The 16,660-nt window shown below is 45.9% G+C and carries 11 protein-coding genes and 1 pseudogene; 4 read left to right on the top strand and 8 right to left on the bottom strand.

The annotated features are described in order from the left end of the window. Positions 1-167: 167 nt before the first annotated feature. From B7C60_RS05115 to B7C60_RS05105, 3 genes and pseudogenes are all read left to right on the top strand, one after another. Positions 168-3,167: a chondroitinase family polysaccharide lyase gene (locus tag B7C60_RS05115; protein WP_099610728.1), complete on the top strand. Its 3,000-nt coding sequence runs from the start codon at positions 168-170 to the stop codon at positions 3,165-3,167. 255 nt (positions 3,168-3,422) lie between these two features. Further along, positions 3,423-3,674 (top strand): type II toxin-antitoxin system Phd/YefM family antitoxin, encoded by a 252-nt coding sequence (locus B7C60_RS05110; RefSeq protein WP_099610727.1) that lies wholly within the window; start codon positions 3,423-3,425, stop codon positions 3,672-3,674. A gap of 62 nt (positions 3,675-3,736) precedes the next feature. Further along, positions 3,737-3,929, top strand: a pseudogene (locus tag B7C60_RS05105) (Txe/YoeB family addiction module toxin). 69 nt (positions 3,930-3,998) lie between these two features. Here B7C60_RS05105 and pepE read toward each other — a convergent pair. The 8 genes from pepE to B7C60_RS05065 all read right to left on the bottom strand — a co-directional run bounded on the left by pepE (position 3,999) and on the right by B7C60_RS05065 (position 15,262). After that, positions 3,999-4,730 carry a dipeptidase PepE gene (pepE, locus tag B7C60_RS05100; protein ID WP_099610726.1) on the bottom strand — a complete coding sequence of 244 codons (732 nt, stop codon included), beginning with the start codon at positions 4,728-4,730 and terminating at the stop codon, positions 3,999-4,001. Between the two features lie 12 nt (positions 4,731-4,742). Beyond that, a complete protein-coding gene (gene pepT, locus B7C60_RS05095; RefSeq protein ID WP_099610725.1) occupies positions 4,743-5,984 on the bottom strand; it encodes a peptidase T in 1,242 nt (413 codons plus the stop codon). 11 nt (positions 5,985-5,995) lie between these two features. Next, complete coding sequence (gene dcuC / locus B7C60_RS05090) at positions 5,996-7,354, bottom strand: C4-dicarboxylate transporter DcuC (RefSeq protein WP_099610724.1); 1,359 nt, start codon at positions 7,352-7,354, stop codon at positions 5,996-5,998. Positions 7,355-7,490: 136 nt separating this feature from the next. Further along, positions 7,491-8,345: a MurR/RpiR family transcriptional regulator gene (locus tag B7C60_RS05085; protein ID WP_099610723.1), complete on the bottom strand. Its 855-nt coding sequence runs from the start codon at positions 8,343-8,345 to the stop codon at positions 7,491-7,493. Between the two features lie 234 nt (positions 8,346-8,579). Further along, positions 8,580-10,793, bottom strand: a complete 2,214-nt coding sequence (locus B7C60_RS05080) for a hypothetical protein (protein ID WP_099610722.1) — start codon at positions 10,791-10,793, stop codon at positions 8,580-8,582. A gap of 257 nt (positions 10,794-11,050) precedes the next feature. Further along, positions 11,051-12,562, bottom strand: coding sequence for an OprD family outer membrane porin (locus tag B7C60_RS05075; RefSeq protein WP_099610721.1), 1,512 nt, complete (start codon positions 12,560-12,562; stop codon positions 11,051-11,053). A 275-nt stretch (positions 12,563-12,837) separates the two neighbouring features. Continuing rightward, complete coding sequence (locus B7C60_RS05070; RefSeq protein WP_099610720.1) at positions 12,838-13,557, bottom strand: DUF6250 domain-containing protein; 720 nt, start codon at positions 13,555-13,557, stop codon at positions 12,838-12,840. Positions 13,558-13,693: 136 nt separating this feature from the next. Then, positions 13,694-15,262 carry a sulfatase-like hydrolase/transferase gene (locus B7C60_RS05065; protein WP_099610719.1) on the bottom strand — a complete coding sequence of 523 codons (1,569 nt, stop codon included), beginning with the start codon at positions 15,260-15,262 and terminating at the stop codon, positions 13,694-13,696. 729 nt (positions 15,263-15,991) lie between these two features. On the opposite strand from B7C60_RS05065, the gene B7C60_RS17910 reads away from it, so the two are divergent. Then, the coding region (locus tag B7C60_RS17910; RefSeq protein WP_245868584.1) for a class II D-tagatose-bisphosphate aldolase non-catalytic subunit at positions 15,992-16,660 on the top strand (669 nt) is incomplete at its 3' end.

The raw sequence follows: 16,660 nt of genomic DNA, 5'->3' as shown, positions 1-16,660 counted from the left end.
GTCATGGGAAAGCCGATAGCTTACCAACAACGGTTTCATTAACACGTGTTAAAGACACAACCGTGGTTAACTTCACCACAGTCGAAGCCAACCCGATCCAAATAACACTGAATAAAATTAAATAATGCGTCGCGGGGTTGCCCCCGCGTCCTCTAGAAGGAATAGACATGAGTATTTCAAGTCGTACCGTGTTAGCTGCCGCGATTTCAATCGTATTGTCAGGTAACGTATGGGCTGACGCTGCTAAATCGACAGAAAAAGAGACCGCGCCAGTAGTTGAACAACAAGTGAATATGATGACGCCGAAGATGCTCTCATTCGAAGAAGCGTCTGTGCCTGATTATGTGTCGATCGATGGTGAAGGTTCTGTTGATGTCACTAAAAAACGTTTTTTGAACGGTTCACAATCTCTGATCTGGAAATATGAACCAAACGCACCGCTTGTTATCGATCAAAGCTTTAATTTCTACCCAATAAAAACCATTCGAAAAGAGTGGGGTCGTTGGGGTTACACCGTCCTCTCTACTTGGGTTTATAACGAAGAAGCAAATGATGGTGAGCTAGAATTCAAACTCGGCTCAAGCACAGCAAAAGCGAAACTTAACTTTACAGGTTGGCGAGCAATCGGCTTTGCCGTTGAGCGTGATATGAATGGTATGCCATCGTCGGTAATGGATGGCTTAAGCATCACACCGAAAACAGATAAACCTGGTCAACTTTACATTGACCGCGTTATGGTCAGTATTGATGATGCCCGCTACCAATGGTCAGACTACACGGTTATGACCGCGATTGACGTACCAGAAATCGATTTCAAACTGCCAAAAGAGCTACCGCAAGCAAGTGCAGAAGAAATCGTTGGCGTTACGCGTATCAAAAATGACCTGATTAATTACTACATTAAAGAGAGTAAAGCGAGCGCCAAAGTACTGCGTGATATCGATAAAGAATTCGCGAACATCGGCTTAACTCAACATGCTGATGGTGTGATTAATGGCCCTCATATCATCACCAAAAAACAAAATGTGATTTACCAAGTAAAACACATGAACGCTTATGACAAAGCGTTGGTTGATGGTTACTACTACCTGCGCCCATTCTCTGAGTTGATGAGTAAAATCGCTCGTACTTATTTAGTGAGTAATGACGCTGCTGTTCGCCAAGACCTGGCTAACAAATACATTCTGATGTCTAAGCACCTATTGGATCAAGGTTTTCAAAAAGGCTCTGGCCTAATTGCCACCCACCACTGGGGTTACGCATCGCGCGATTGGTACGAATCCATCCTATTGATGGAAGATGAGCTGATCAAAGCCAATCTAATGAAACCAGTGCATGACGCTTTGTTGTGGTACTCGCGTGAATTTAATGAGCGTGGCTTTGGTATGTTTGTCAACAAAAAGTCCCTGGATATGGACTATTTGAACACACTCTTGCTTGCTCAACTTTCTATGACGCTGACTGTGCCTGATCAGAATGAGCGTGTTGCGTTAATGAATAAGTTTAGTGACTTTATGTCTGCTAACCTGACGCAGGTGCCAGTGGGCTATGAAGATGGTTTCCGTCCAGATGGCACCGCTTGGCGTCATAAAGGTAACTACCCAGGTTACTCATTTGCGGCACTTTCTGCGAGTGGACATCTTGCGTACTTACTGCGCGGCACTCTATTCGAGTTGTCTACTGAGGCGCGTCAAGTATTGAAAAAAACGATGCTGGCGGCACGTACTTACAGTAATAATAACCCAGGTCTGGGTGTGATTGGTCGTCGTCCATTCTTTAAAACCAGTGTTGATAAAGTGGCGACAGGTATGCGCTACCTAGCTTTAGCGGGCGTAGAGTCGAATCAAGTAGATAAAGAGCTAGCCAGCGCTTATCTCCGTATCGAGCAGCTTTCCGAAAAAGATGGCACTAAGATTTTTAAAACTAAGGTCACACCAGAATCTCACCCACAAGGCTTTACGGCGTTTAACTACGCAGCGATGGGTATCCATCGTTTTTCCGACAAGATGGCGACCATGAAAGGTTGGAACAAATACGTGTGGTCATCAGAGATCTACGGCGGCGGTGGCCCTGCTAACCGCTACGGTCGCTACCAATCACACGGTACAGTGCAAATTCACAAATTTGGTGAAGAGTCAGATTACGGTTACGATCAAAACGGATGGGATTGGAACCGTCCACCGGGTGGTACCACGATCCATCTACCGTGGGAGCTGCTTGATGCGCCAAACCCACATACGACAATGCTAGTAAACGACGTTAAGTTTAACGGTGCAACCAGCTTAGATGGTAAGTACGGTACGTTTGGTTTCATCCTGCAAAACCCAACTCGTTACGCACCAGTAATTGATCCTGCTTTCACGGCGAAGAAAGCGGTGTTCAGTTTCGACAACCGTCTGGTACTGACGGGTAATGATATCCGCAACAATAACAGCGAGTATCCGACAGAAACGACACTCTTCCAACATGGCATCACTCAGCTAACAGACTCTTTGAATGTGAATGGTGAGAAGATCACTCAGTTCCCATACGAAGCAACGCTAACAGAAGGTGATTGGTTGATCGATGGCATGGGTAACGGTTACTACATCGTAAAAGGTGCCGAAATCCAAGTTCGTCGCCAGGCGCAAGAATCACGCGATAACCAGAAAAAACAGCCAACTTTCGGTAACTTCCAATCGGCTTGGATTAACCACGGTGTGAAACCAGATAACGCTGAATATGAATACATCGTTATTCTTGATGCTACACCAGCGAAAATGGCACAGGTTGCAGACGCGGTGAAAGCGGGCGATGTGTACGAAGTGGTGCAAAAGAACAGCAACGTTCACGTTGTTCGTGATAAAGCCACGGGTGCAACGGGTTACTCTGTATTTAGCTTTGCACGTATCACGGATAAATATGTTCGCGCCGTGAGTACATCATCTTTAGTGATGACTCAACCAGAAGGTGAAGACAAGCTGAAACTAAGCGTGGCAAACCCAGACCTCAACATGGAAAAAAATACGCTCAGTGATTACGCTCCAGTAATGGTGACACTGCACGGCGCATGGGAACTCACGGGTGAACACAGCAACGTGAAAGCGGACGTGAAAGGCAGCAAAACGACCGTATCCTTTATGTGTAAAGATGGTCTGCCAATTCAGGTCACTCTGAAAAAAGCATAAAGATCGAACGTATATTTAAGTTGATCAAGCCGCTCCTCGTGAGCGGCTTTGTTTTACCTGCTATTTGAGCGCTGCATGTAAGGCTAGTATGTGCCAGGAAAAGCCATGTTCGATTTTTAAAGTTAGTCCAACCCCGCTACTTTTAGACGGGGCGCTATCGAGTGACGATGGAAGGCGTATCTATCGCTTGAAGCATTGACGATGTACTTCCATGCTCTGTACTTAAACCTGTACATGCACGTTTTGGCGTTGAAAATGGATGCCATCAGTTATATCGCGGCGAGATCGAACCTAGCGAGTACAATGGAAAACGTCTGTAATGATCACGCGCCAGTTATTATTACACGTAAAAGTGAAGCGCCTGTGGTGGTGGTGTCACTTGAAGATTATGAAGCGATGCAAGAAACCACGTACCTTTTATGTGCGCCAGCCAATGCTCGTCGATTGCTAGAGTCGATAGTCGAACTCGAGTCAGGAAAAGGGCAAGAGAGAGAACTGCTCGAATGAGGTTAATTTTCTCGACCAATGCTTGAGAAGATTATCTTTACTGGCAGAAAGCCGATAAAAAGATCCTGAAGCGAATTAATACGCTGATTAAAGGCATACAACGAGAACCCTACGACGGGATAGGCAAGCCAGAACCACTCAAGCACGGTTTGTCTGGTTATTGGTCAAGAAGAATTAACGATGAGTGTGGGGTTGTATATATACCATGAAGACGCCATACTCATCGACCAGTTGCGCTTTCATTACAGTACATAGAGTGATGGGATAAAAAAACGGTGATAATTCTTTATCACCGTTTTTTATACGTTAGCTCAATGAAAGAGACTAAATACCTTGCTGCATTAACGCCTGGATATTGTCCTCGGCACTAAAGTATTGCGCCTCTTGTTTATGTCGGAACAGCTTGAGCGGTGCACCTGTGGCGCTGTGGTAGGCCAGCTGTTGACCTTCTACTTTCAGCATCGTCCCTTCGGGAATGCCGACCACGATCTCATGTGGGTTCTGGATCAAAAACTCTTCAATACGTTCATCGCGAGTTTCCCCCATGTGCCCAGAAATGTTGGCTTCAATATAGTGCGGGTTAATCTGGAATGGCACTAGATTGAGTGCAGGTAAGATTGCCGCCGATACAATCGGCATATCATTGGTGGTGCGAATGGTTGGGCACGCAATGTTTGTGCCCGCGCTCCAGCCAATGTAAAGCTTATCTTGCTTCAAGATCGCCTGTCGTAGTGGGCCAATCAGACCTTGGTCGTGCAACATCTTGTTCAATACCCAGGTGTTACCGCCACTGACAATAAACCCATCAGCGGCTTTGACCGCTTCAACCGGATCGTCGGCTTGATGGAGTCCGGTGACGCTAGCACCAAACGGTGCCACGACGCTGTTCAATTGCGCCAATCGCTCATCATAGTCGCCGCGGATCATCGCGAACGGGATAAAAAGCAATTTTTTTGCACCTGTGCGGTTGATAGCTTCTTCAACCCAATCAATACCAAACTCAAGTAATGAGGTATTGCCAGCCACTTTGCCATTACTAAACAACAATACATTCATGGCGTTTCTCCGCTAATTACGATTTATCGATTTTTCACTCGTGAGTCGAATGATCTCTTGCACCACTTTGCTTGCGGCGCGCAGCGATTTCACCGGCAGGTACTCATAAATGGAGTGGAAGTTATGAGCGCCGGTGAACAGGTTAGGGCAAGGCAGTCCGTTTTGAGACAACACCGCACCATCATAGCCGCCACGCATTGGTATTTGTTTCATCTCGATGTGATTATTGGCGTACGCTTGCTTGGCGATATCCACGACATAAGCCGTGTCACCTTGCAGGCTATTGGCCACATTTTCGTAGCGATTACTTAAGTCAATCTCAACACCGCCCCACAAATCGTTGCAGCTATCAGCCAGCTGCTGCAAGAACGCCATGCGTTTTTTGTAGCCTTCAAAAGAGAAGTCACGAATGTCGAGGTTGAGCACGGTTTTCGCACTGTTGCCTTTCAGCTCTTTTACCCAGTAGTAACCTTCACGCCCTTCGGTGTATTCAGGCGCTTCGCCCGGAGGTAACATGGCGATAAACTTGTGCGCCATCAGGAGTGAGTTTTTCAGTTTGCCTTTGGCTGACATCGGGTGCGCCGATTGTCCGGTAAAGGTCACCACTGCGTTGCCCGCGTTCCAGTTTTCACACACAAACTCACCAATGCCACAGCAGTCCAGGGTAAAACCAAAGTCCGCACCGAACGCCTCGACATCGAAGGCTTTTGCACCGCGTAAACCTTGCTCTTCATCCGGAACAAAGGCGACTTTGACCGTGTCATGCTTCTCTTCTGGGTGAGCCTGAAAATGTTGCAGCGCATCCATGATGGCAGCAATCGCCGCTTTGTCGTCTGCGCCTAACAGGCTGGTACCATCGGTGACAAGAATCTCCTCACCACGGTAGTCCGCCAGTTCTGGGAACTCTTTTTCACTGAGGTAGATGCCAAGCTCCGTATTAAGACAAATCGCGTCGCTGTCGTGACGCTTAATCTGTGCTTTCGTGTCGGCGCTTTGCTCAGCACTGGTATCAAGGTGAGCAAAGAAAGAGACCACAGGCGCGTCAGTATCGATATTGGCGGGCAGCGTCGCGGTGACGATCGCGGTTTCTGCAACCTGCACCTCTTGCATTCCGAGGCCAATGAGTTCATCGGCCAATTTTTTCGCTAACACCATCTGACCCGGAGAGGAGGGCATGATACCCGCCGCCCCGTTAGCACGATTGGTGGTAGTGTTAATTTCGGTATAGCTGATAAAGCGATCAATAATATTCATACATCCTCCCATTAAATGAGTATCTGAGAGACGATAAGCACCGTCGCCAGACCACCAAGCATTGGGATCACAGTACGTTTCGCCAAATCAATTGGAGAGACATTCGCGACCGCAGAACAAGCGATGATCACGCCAGCCACCGGAGAGGCGGAACGCATCAGGCCAGAAGCGAGCTGCATTGGCATGGCAACGGCCGCAATCGGTGCACCCACCTGAGTGGCCACATCCGGCGCCAGGTTCGAGAAGCTGAAGAAAGACGCGTTACCCGAGCCTGATAGCAGCGTGACCAACAAAATAATGCCCACAAGAACCAGAACCATCGCGAGGTAACCAAAACCAAAGCTAGAGGCAGAGTTAAGCAGCAAATCAATGAAGCCGATAGATTTCAGACCATTTACAAACACTTGTGCCGCGATGATCAAGCTCACCACGCTGGCAAACACGCCGCCCATCCCGTCTAGGTAGACTTTTAAAGACGCTGCCACCGCCTTACCGTCGCGTTCGACAATGTAATCACAGGCCATGGCAACAAAGAGGGAAATAAACATCGCTGTGACCACATCCATACGAATACTGGTGATGGCAAATTTACTGAATGTCAGTAGGAGCAATAATGGCAGCACAGGCAGAATCGCGAACCATTTTGGTACCTGACGCTGCTCTTTTTCTTCTAGATTAAATTCGCGTTCTACGCCATTTTCTGCGTCTTTTTTATCGAAGTAACGCTGACAGACAAAGTGCAGAATCGCAATCACGATCATCGCCGCGCCAGCAACCACCATCTGGTAGCTCACAAAGTAAGTGGCAACATCAATGCCGGAGACCTCTGCTGCTTTGTTCGCTGCTGAAGAGGCTGGCCCTAAGTCCAAACAGCCCGTTGTGGCAACCACTGCTGCGGCCGCTGCTGGGTTACAGCCCACACCAACAAGCACCGGGTACATCGCTACCAAAAGGAGCAATGCCAAACCAGTCGCGCTTGGGATAAAGATATTGATCAGCTGACCAATAATGTATGCCATTGCCAAGACAAGGTATGGGTTTTTGATGTGCGAAAGCGGTTTGGTCGCAATCTGAACCATCGCATTGGCCGCGCCGATGTGACTCATGTATTTAGAGAAACCACCGACCGCCATGATGATTAAGCCCAGTTTTGCCAAAGTAGAGGAGGCAATAACTTTAATCACTTCAAAAAAATCGACAATCACCGCGCCCGTCGGCTTGCCTCCTTTGGGCATAAAGTCTTCGTGTCCACTAAGAACACCTAAAGCAATCATTAACAAGCCAGCCAGTAAGAGCACAGCTTGGGTGTTATATTTCTTAACGATAAAGTATCCGACAAAAAATATAATCGGTAAGGCTAGGTAGGTCATCGTATTACACCTCTTAAGTAATAAACGGTCGATGTATACCGAAGTCGCCTCAAGGCGCTTGCTTCAGTGTGGGTGCCTTATCCGACAAAGGGGCAACACTCTGAATCCTGTGCTTGAGTTTATTTCGGAATAAAATTTACTTGTTATTGAATATTTCGAATTCGTTGAACGTGTTCTCTATTCTGCTAAAGCGTTGATCTTTATCTGTATTGACAGACATGCCTTTGATCAGAAGTTCAATTAAAGAAAAGCCAGCTGTGCGATTGTTAAAAATACCATCGCTATGGCTCGCGACGCAGAATTGAACATCTGAATAGGAAAAGAAAGGGTTCACTTGTTGGTCAGTGAGAACAATAATTTTGCCGCCATGTTGATGAAACCAACGTACACAGCGCACGGTAATACTGGAAAAACGGTGATAAGAGATCGCAAGTAAGGTGTCGTTTTTATCCACATCGACCAATTGGTGAGGCAGGGTGGAAGCATCGGCTTTGAGTAACACCACATCTTTGCGCAGATACCGAGCAAGCAGATAAAAATAGTTAGACAAGGCTTCAGCCGAGGCGCTGCCCATAATGTAAAGCTTGCCTTTTGGGGTGAGCAGGTATTCGACGGCGCGCTCAACATCGGGCAGATAGAGGGTGTTATACGTTTCCTCCATATTGGTCATCACTTCTTCAAAGTGTTGATTGACTAAACCTTGCTTTGGGTGTGTGGAATCGGCGCTGTAGCAGCGTTCAATCGGTGTCGTCAGCTCCTGCACCAAATCTTGTGAGACAATTTTTTTAAACTGGATAAAGCCAGTAAAACCAAGGCGATTAAGAAAGCGTCCTAATGTGGCTTTACCTACGCCGATGTTTTTACACAGTTCATCCATCTTGGCGAACGGGAGCATTGGGAAGTTTTTGAGGCAGTAATTGACGATGAGTTTTTCGCTTGGCGTCAGTGCGCCAATCTCATTTACACTATCGATAAAGTCTTGCTTGGTCATGTTTTCCCACTCATTAGATCTGATGAGACAATTTTCCTACCGATAAGGTGAGTCCTTCAAGGGAATGAATTTTTCCCATATAAAAAGTGTGATAATTGCACTGAATATCAGGTAATAGCATTGAATCAATGTTTCTTTAATTTACATGCTAATGGAGTTAAAAAAGATAAAATCGTGCAATAAAAAACTCCACCTACAAGGTGGAGTTTTTGTGTATGAGAGGACCTTATTTGACTAAGGAATAACAGGAGCAGTAACACAAGACACAAACATATTCGTATCTGGTGTAAGGTTTGCGGAACTACTGTTTACAGAGGCATACATACGTAGTGACCAGTAAGTACCGTTCCATTTGTCTGCATTGGTTCTCATTGATGCACTCATATAGTGTGTTTTGATATCTACAGGTGTTTTTGCTCCTGTAGGCCAACCAAATACTGGAGATATAAAGCGATCATCTTCCTCATTAGATGTTATTTGATTCGCGTTGAGAACTGACATGCTTGAATCGCCAGAAGGGTCTGGGGCATTGTTTGCTGGGTAATGGTTTCCATCGTAATAGCCGCCCGTATTACCAATTGGCAGTGCCCAAGTGTTATCTGCGTATAGGTTAGTACATGCCTCATAGACATTGACTTGATTATGGTTGTACATCGCCCACTCAATGCCATTGAATGGTTGTGGTGCTGCTGCCGTTAATAGGTTCGCGCCAAAGCCCACTTTGTCTTTCAGTTGCGTTTCGGCCACAGTGAGTGGACGGTGGTAAATAAGAGCACCATTGACAATCTCACGTATCGGCTCAATACCACGTTTGCTTGCGTCTGTGGCATCGTAGTAAAGACCGCCGGTCACGCTTGCACTGTTGGCAGCATTCACACATTTTTCTGTGCCGTTAACATCTACACAGTATTCCACTGTTTTACCAATGAAATCACGCGCTTCTAGGACTTCTGGTGCAGAAAACCAAGCGTAGTCAGTAAGAAGACCGTTACGCGCACCGATTTTGTATGTGTTACTCGTCTTTTGTACGGTTGGCGCTAGGTCACCGGCTGGGCCATTTTTGTTACTTGTATCAACCTTCCACTCGCCAAGAGTCGCGTCAGCTGCATAGCCATACACGGTTGCGATTAGCTCTTGGTCGTACTCAAGTTTACCTTCGATTTTGATGCCTTTTGGCGTCACTTTAGACGTCAGACAAACTTCGTCACCTGCGGTATTTAATGCAGTTTGTGGTGTGACACAGAAATCCAGTGCTTTACCTAAGTCTGCTTGGGTGATGGTGTAATCACAGGTGCGCGCATCCGTACAAACTTCACCGGCAATATTGTCTACTTTCCAGACCGCGGTAGACGCACCTTCGAGGCTACCGTCTGCTTGAGCATAGTCGTAGTTACCACGTAGTGTGGCACCAACTTCAGTATCAGTGGCAGGAGCCTCAACTTCTGCAATTACGTTACTTGCGGTTGGTTTCGCTTCTGAAACAACAGCTACTGGTGTCGTTGTGGCACAAACTTCAGTACCACTTGTTGGTGTACCTGTTTTAGCGACCGGAGTAACACAAAACTCGAGAGCAGTGCCTTTGTCACCTTCTACTGGGGTATAGGTTTTTGTGGTTGAGACTTCGTTTACACCTGATTTCCAGCTGTAGGTACTGGAGCCTTCAAGGTCACCATCGGCATCAGTAAAGGCGTAGTCGGCGGTCAGTTCTACACCAACAAAGGCGTCCGCAGAGAACGTGATATTAGATGCAACTGGTGCTGAACCCGCTTTGGCTGTAATCGCGTCAGTTAACGCTGAACAGACTTCATCACCGGCTACGGCTGGCGTGCTATCGGTTTTAGGAGTGACACAGAATTGAACTTGTTTACCTTCTAGCGTGTTGCCAAGAGTGATAGTTTGTTCAGTGCCCACAGTGTCAGTGCTGGTTTTCCAGGCAAACGCAGAAGTACCTTCTGTCTCTCCTGTATAATCATAAGAGCCAGTCAGTGTATCACCAACCGTTGGCGTAGAAGCTGGCGTGATCGCCACGTTAGTTGCAACCGGTTTTTCACCCAGCGGACCGTTAACAGTTTTGGGTAGGCTACAGTTTTCTGTGCCCACTGTATTAATATCGCCTTGTGCTTTTGGTGTCACACAGAATTTGAGGTTGAGTCCTTCAAGATACGCGTATACAGGAAGTACTTGTGTAGCAACGATTTCAGTCTCATCTGCAGCATTACGCCATGAGTAGGCACTGCCTTCTTCTGCACGTGGGGTTGCGTTCGGGTCAACAAATTTGTATGTACCCTTTACCGTTTCGCCTACATAAAGCGCAGGGGCGACCACTTCAGTCGCAATAGGCGGGTATACATTGTCGTTACTGATTGGAAGTTCTTTGTTGTCTTCGGCATTACAGCCGATCAAGGTTGCTGTAATGACAACAGCTAGGGTCTTTTGTTTGAATGTCATATCGCGTTTTTTCCTACGGTGGAACAACAATGCCGTTCTACTGCGAGTCAGCGGATGGCGTGCTGGTTGCTTTGTTCATTTACGTAATGTGTTATCAGGAGGGATATTAACTTTCTAAATCTTTCATTAATGTGATTTGTGCCAATTTTCGAAGTGTTTTATTTCGCTTTGAAAGAAAATGATGACAAATGTCAGGTTTTTGAAGACAAAAAAAGCCAATCGCAAGATTGGCTTTGGATTTTAATTAAGGAGTGGTTTTAGAGTTGGAATGAGTAACTGACAATGGCTTTGATCGCATTGATATCGCCACGGTCTGATGACCGGTCTGCCCCTAAGCCTGCATAGAGGCGATCTGGGCGGAAGAAGCTGCTACGGAATAGTACTTCAAAGCCTTTCATGGCACCAGAACGTGGACGGTAGAATAGGTCGAGCACGTGCTCTTCACCGCGGCCCATCGCAACTTCATAAGTAGTATGGTGCTGCACAGGCTTTCTTTCCCAGTGATAACGGTAAGCCAGTTTCAGACTCGGCAAACCAATATGACGGAAGTCATAGGAGATGCCGACTACGTGAGCCTGACCACCGTCACTACGGAAAGAGGAGTAACCTGGCGATGTTTCAAGGCTTAAGTAACCTTTTGCGCCACCAAAACCGTAAGAAAAACTGCCTCTTCCGTTTGCTTTTGGTGCATCAACTGTGTGGTAGCCGTACCAAAAGCCCCATGCATCTCGCTCCAGTTTCCCGTGGTAAGCAATCAGATAGGCGTGGTCATCAAAGCCAGCGACTCCTCTCTCTACGTCTTTTTGCCAAAGATCACCAGCCGCTTTGTTGGCGTAGTATTGCGCTTTTAAAAGTAATTTCGTTTCTGGCGTGATCATATGATTCATCCAGACGTTAGTGTGGAAGCGACGTAAGTAATCTTGTGCTTCACCATAAGAGAACACATAACCCCAGTCACGACCTGCACGATAATCGATACGCCCTGTATATAGATAATCGTAAGAATTCGGATAAGGGTCATAATAATTACTATTGGTGGTAAGATTGCCCATTTTGTCACCAAGACCATCCATAAAGCCAGTTACAAATGCACCATCAAAACGAAAATTATTCCATTTATGACGAACCATAAACCCGCGGTAGCTTGAAAGCACTGCGTCATCAACGCTAGCGGTAGTGATCATGCCAGTATTGAAGAAACCGTCACCGACAGTAAGGTTACCGTCTTTCCAGTAAAACTTGGCATTGGCCATTGGCACTTTACCGAAGCCTTCCACGTCGTAACATTTGTATTGGCCTTTGAATGCTGCGCCACCTGTCCAGACACAGTCTTTGTTTGCAAGCAGTTTTTGTCCACCGCGCCAGTTACTCATCCCACCTGGGTATTGGCTATCAAGTTCAAATAAATGCGAGTAGCCTAGGTTGAGGTTCATTTTTACTGGGCTTTCACCAAGTTTTATTTTGCCTGAGTTATAGAACATACCGACAGATTGGGTCCACTCTGCTTGTGTGTGGTGGCCAAACTTGTCTTGTTGGAACTTACCATTCTCATCAAAGTATTTGACGTCGCTATCCCAACGGTGCGCCGATTTATAGTAGTTGACCAATGAGACGGTGACTTTATCGTTTGTGGTTGCCTCTTTATAGGCTTGGCTTAAAAATGAGGCATTAGCAATAGCAGGGACTGCCAATACACCAGATAAGAGTGCGCCACCTAAGGTCAGTTTCACCGCTCGTGCGCAAATGGTCGGTTGATGTTTACGTGCCATAAAAAGTCCAGCTCCAATGTCCACTTTATCGTGTGGGGTGGAATAATAGGGAAGAAGTCATGGATTAATCTTACCAGTGGCTTTCGTGCTCTTTCGTGACTGATTGCACGAAAACAAAAGCAAATATAAAAGAATTAATCGAAAATGAGATGTTAATCCTGATTTATGCCGTGCTGTGGAGGGCGTTGTTAAAGAAATAGGTGTGTTAGCAAAGGTATTGTAACAGCGCATATTCCACTGATGGACTATGCGCTAGTGCTTTACGGGGAGAGAATTTAGTTCAATGTGTGCACTTTGAAATTGTCAATTTTCAGGTGGCTTTTCCAGGTACGGAAACCAAATTTACCGGATTTAAATTGTGTTTCATCGGTAATTTCATACAGTTGCTTATCATTAGCATATACGTAGATGCGGTCATCTAAGTTGATGATTTTGATATTGGTATACACGTTAGGCACGTTCATGAATTCTTTCGCTGAGACATCGTATTCAGGAAGAAGAGGACGTTTTCCGTCGCCTGCATAACGGCGAAAGCGAGTGGTTGAGTTATCGTTCGCACCGTAGCCGATGTAGTAGAGGCGCATTGGATCGTATTTGCGCATGTTGCCTGCGCGCCACTCTGATTTTTCAAAAAAACTGTTTGAGTGCGGATCTTGTGCCATCCAGAACCAGTTCAGGTCCGTACCTCGGTCGTTAGGACCACCATTCACGACGACCATGCCATCAAATTCAATCACTGAAGGGGTGTCAATATCGTGTTTGAACCACACGGTAGTGCCGTTGCCATCATCAATATCAAGGGCACCGTTTTTAATTTCAGTGCGTGATACCTCGCTCATTTCTACGACCCAGTTATCTAGCTTGTTGTCAAAAGTATCACTGTGGACCAGTGTACCATGCGCTTTTATTAGCTGTTCTGGGGTCTCGAAATCAAAAGAAAACGAAGGTAGTGAAAAACTTAGGGCTGCAACGAGTAAAGTGAGTTTCTGTTTCATCATACGGCCTTAAATGGAGTTATCAGAATAAGTAAAAATCGTTAACTGCTGAGGTGGGTAGAAGGAAAAGCCAGCACGGCGCTGGCTTTTTTTATAAACCAAGTCACTTTAAGGGGCTTGGGTATAGCAATACTTATTAGGTATAAGCGTTTAATACAGAAGCCGGGACTTCTGTTGGGCGCCAAGAGTCACCCGTGTGCTCAAGCCAGTGCATAAGTTCGGTTTGTACCAGCTGTTCAACTATTTCTGGACGCTCTTTTGCGATGTTTGTGGTTTGGTATGGATCGGCAACATTATCGAACAGCATGTATTCAATCGGTTTTCCAATCTTACGCGTGGCCTGCAGCGTGTAACGATCAGTGCGCACACCACGATTTCCGTAGGATGGTGCACCATAAGGTGATTTCACATAGAACTGGGATGTTGCGCGTTCATCGCCTTTATCGCCCTGAATCGTCTTTGCGTAGTTGGTGCCTTCAACCGTATCTGGGATCTCGGTGTCTAAGCCCATCAGACCTAACATGGTCGGGAATAGATCCGGAACAGAGAAGAGTAGGTCATCCTGCATTGGCATCAGTTTGCCTTTCCAACGGAAAATCATCGGAATGCGAACGGCCTCTTCGTAAATTACATTTTTCGTTGGTTGACCGTGCGCACCAAGACAACAGCCGTGATCTGAGAAGAATACGACCAAAGTATCTTCGGCTAAGTTAAGGCGATCAAGCTCATCAACAATACGACCAACCTGCTCGTCAACCCCATTAATCATTGCCAGGTATTCTTTATAGAAGTCTGGACCATAACCTTCTAGATACTCTTTATCCCAGTTTACGTTTGGACGATCGTTCATCTCGCGTGAGGTTTTACCATTAAAACGCTCTAGGTATTTCTCTGGCACTTGATCATACGGTGAATGTGGTGGGTTCATAGATACAACTAGTGCGAATGGGTCTTCCTCATTACGGTATTGACCACCCTCGTTACGTAGATACTTGATCGCCATGTCTGCTTCATGTTCTGGCGACCATTGGTTGATCTTTAACGGTGCTTCACGTGGTGTGTCATTGGTCCAGTAGATTGGATTCATGTGCAGGTCGTAAGTACCGTACGAGTACCACCAATCAAAATTATGACGGTGCGATGGCGGTGTCCAGTCGTTCCAGTAACGACCATCAAGCGGGTTATTATAAGACGGCACAAATGGCGCTTTTGGACAATCTAAGTGCCATTTACCGAGATAACCCAGTGAGTAGCCTTGCTTTTTCAGTACATCTGACCAACAAATTGCATTCTTTTTCAGCTCTACGCCAAAATCAGAACCTGCAAAGTTACCTTCTTCTGGCGTATGGCAGTTGCCGTGAATGCCATTGCGGTAAGGGTACTGACCAGTCATGAACATGCCGCGAGCGGGTGTACATAGCGGAAAGTTTGAAATGGTTTGATCAAGCACGACACCTTCACGAGCCATACGGTCAATGTTTGGTGTTTTCGTATGTTTGTCCATGCCCATGTAGCCCAATGACTGGGTACGGCATTCATCAGGGAAGATAACCAGTAGGTTTGGCTTCTTCGTATTTTTTTGATTTTTATCCTGACTTATTGCAGGAGCGGTACCTTTGGAGGTGATTGAAGAACAAGCAGCCGTTGTGGCAACAACGCTTGTAGCGGCAATCCCTTTCAACAGGTCACGACGTGAAAAAGACATGGTGGTTTCCTCTTGTCAACATTTTAAATTGCAAGCGACTTGCTTTCTAAACGCTTATTGCTCGATATCGTAAATATTCGAAAGCTAAATGTCGAATTGATAGATCACAAAAGTCTAAAATTAGACTATAGAAAATGAAAAAAATGTTACGAAGATCTACTTTCGTAATTTTTTGTTTTGCTAACTTCTATATAGCTTTTCTTATTGCTTTTGTATTGATTTTAGCTTTTAAAGCGAAAACTAATGAAAGAATTTGTGAAAGCCATCAAAAAAAAAGTGTTTTCCGGTTGCATGGCTTTCGTTTTTTTATTTACTATAAATAACGAAGCACAACGAAAGTTTCTTTATTGTTGTTACAGAATAACCAATGAGGATCGTCGCACTGGATTAATTACTCCTTTCGATTTCACCTCTGAAGTATCTGTCCACCATCTTACTTTTACCAGGGCGTTGCTCTATTAAGTGGTGATGACGCAGTAATTCTGGTACTACAGCGTCGGACATATTCTTTATTTGAATAATGTTTTCTGCGTTGTAGTCATAACGAATGGACTCGATGTTGCTATGGCCTTTCATCTAAAGCTGGTGCAAGTGTGACGTCTGGATGGGGGTGATGTACTTGAAAACGTCATCATTTAAAACCTTCTAACGTGCGCCTCTTTTGTGTTCGAACTCCATAGAGACATCGGGTGAAACTTATACCAAATTGATCCACTCTGGAGTGATTACATGACAACTCTTCTGAACATCGTAAAGCAGCATAAAGCTGGTAACGAAAACGGAATTTATTCCGTATGTTCTGCTCACCCTCTTGTTCTTGAAGCGGCTATTCTGCAAGCGAAAAAAGACCAATCTTCACTTTTGATTGAAGCAACGTCAAACCAAGTTGATCAATTCGGCGGCTACACCGGTATGTTACCTGCTGACTTCCGTGATTTCGTTCTTAACTTGGCAGAAGAACATGGCTTTAACGCTGAAAATTTAATCCTTGGTGGTGACCATTTGGGTCCTAACCGTTGGCAAGGTGAGCCAGCAGCTGAAGCAATGGCAAAAGCAGACGTACTTATAGAAACTTACGTTGCTGCGGGCTTTACGAAAATCCATTTAGACTGTTCGATGTCATGCGCCGATGATCCCGTGCCATTAACGGATGAGATCGTGGCTGAGCGTGCAGCGCGCCTAGCGAAAATTGCAGAAGCAACGGCAGTGAAGCATTTTGGTTCTGCTAATGCACTTACTTATGTGGTTGGTACAGAAGTACCTGTACCAGGTGGTGAAGCTGAAGAACTGCATGAAGTACAACCAACGTCACCAGAAGCTGCTCGTCAAACCATTAAAGCGCATCAGGACGCGTTTGCTAGCGCTGGTCTTGATTGTTGGGATCGCGTAGTCGGCTTG

The sequence above is a fragment of the Vibrio fujianensis genome, from assembly GCF_002749895.1.
In the GTDB taxonomy this organism is placed as follows: Bacteria; Pseudomonadota; Gammaproteobacteria; order Enterobacterales; family Vibrionaceae; genus Vibrio; species Vibrio fujianensis.
The sequence above is the reverse complement of the archived record's forward strand: the minus strand, read 5'-3'. Positions and strand labels throughout refer to the sequence as shown.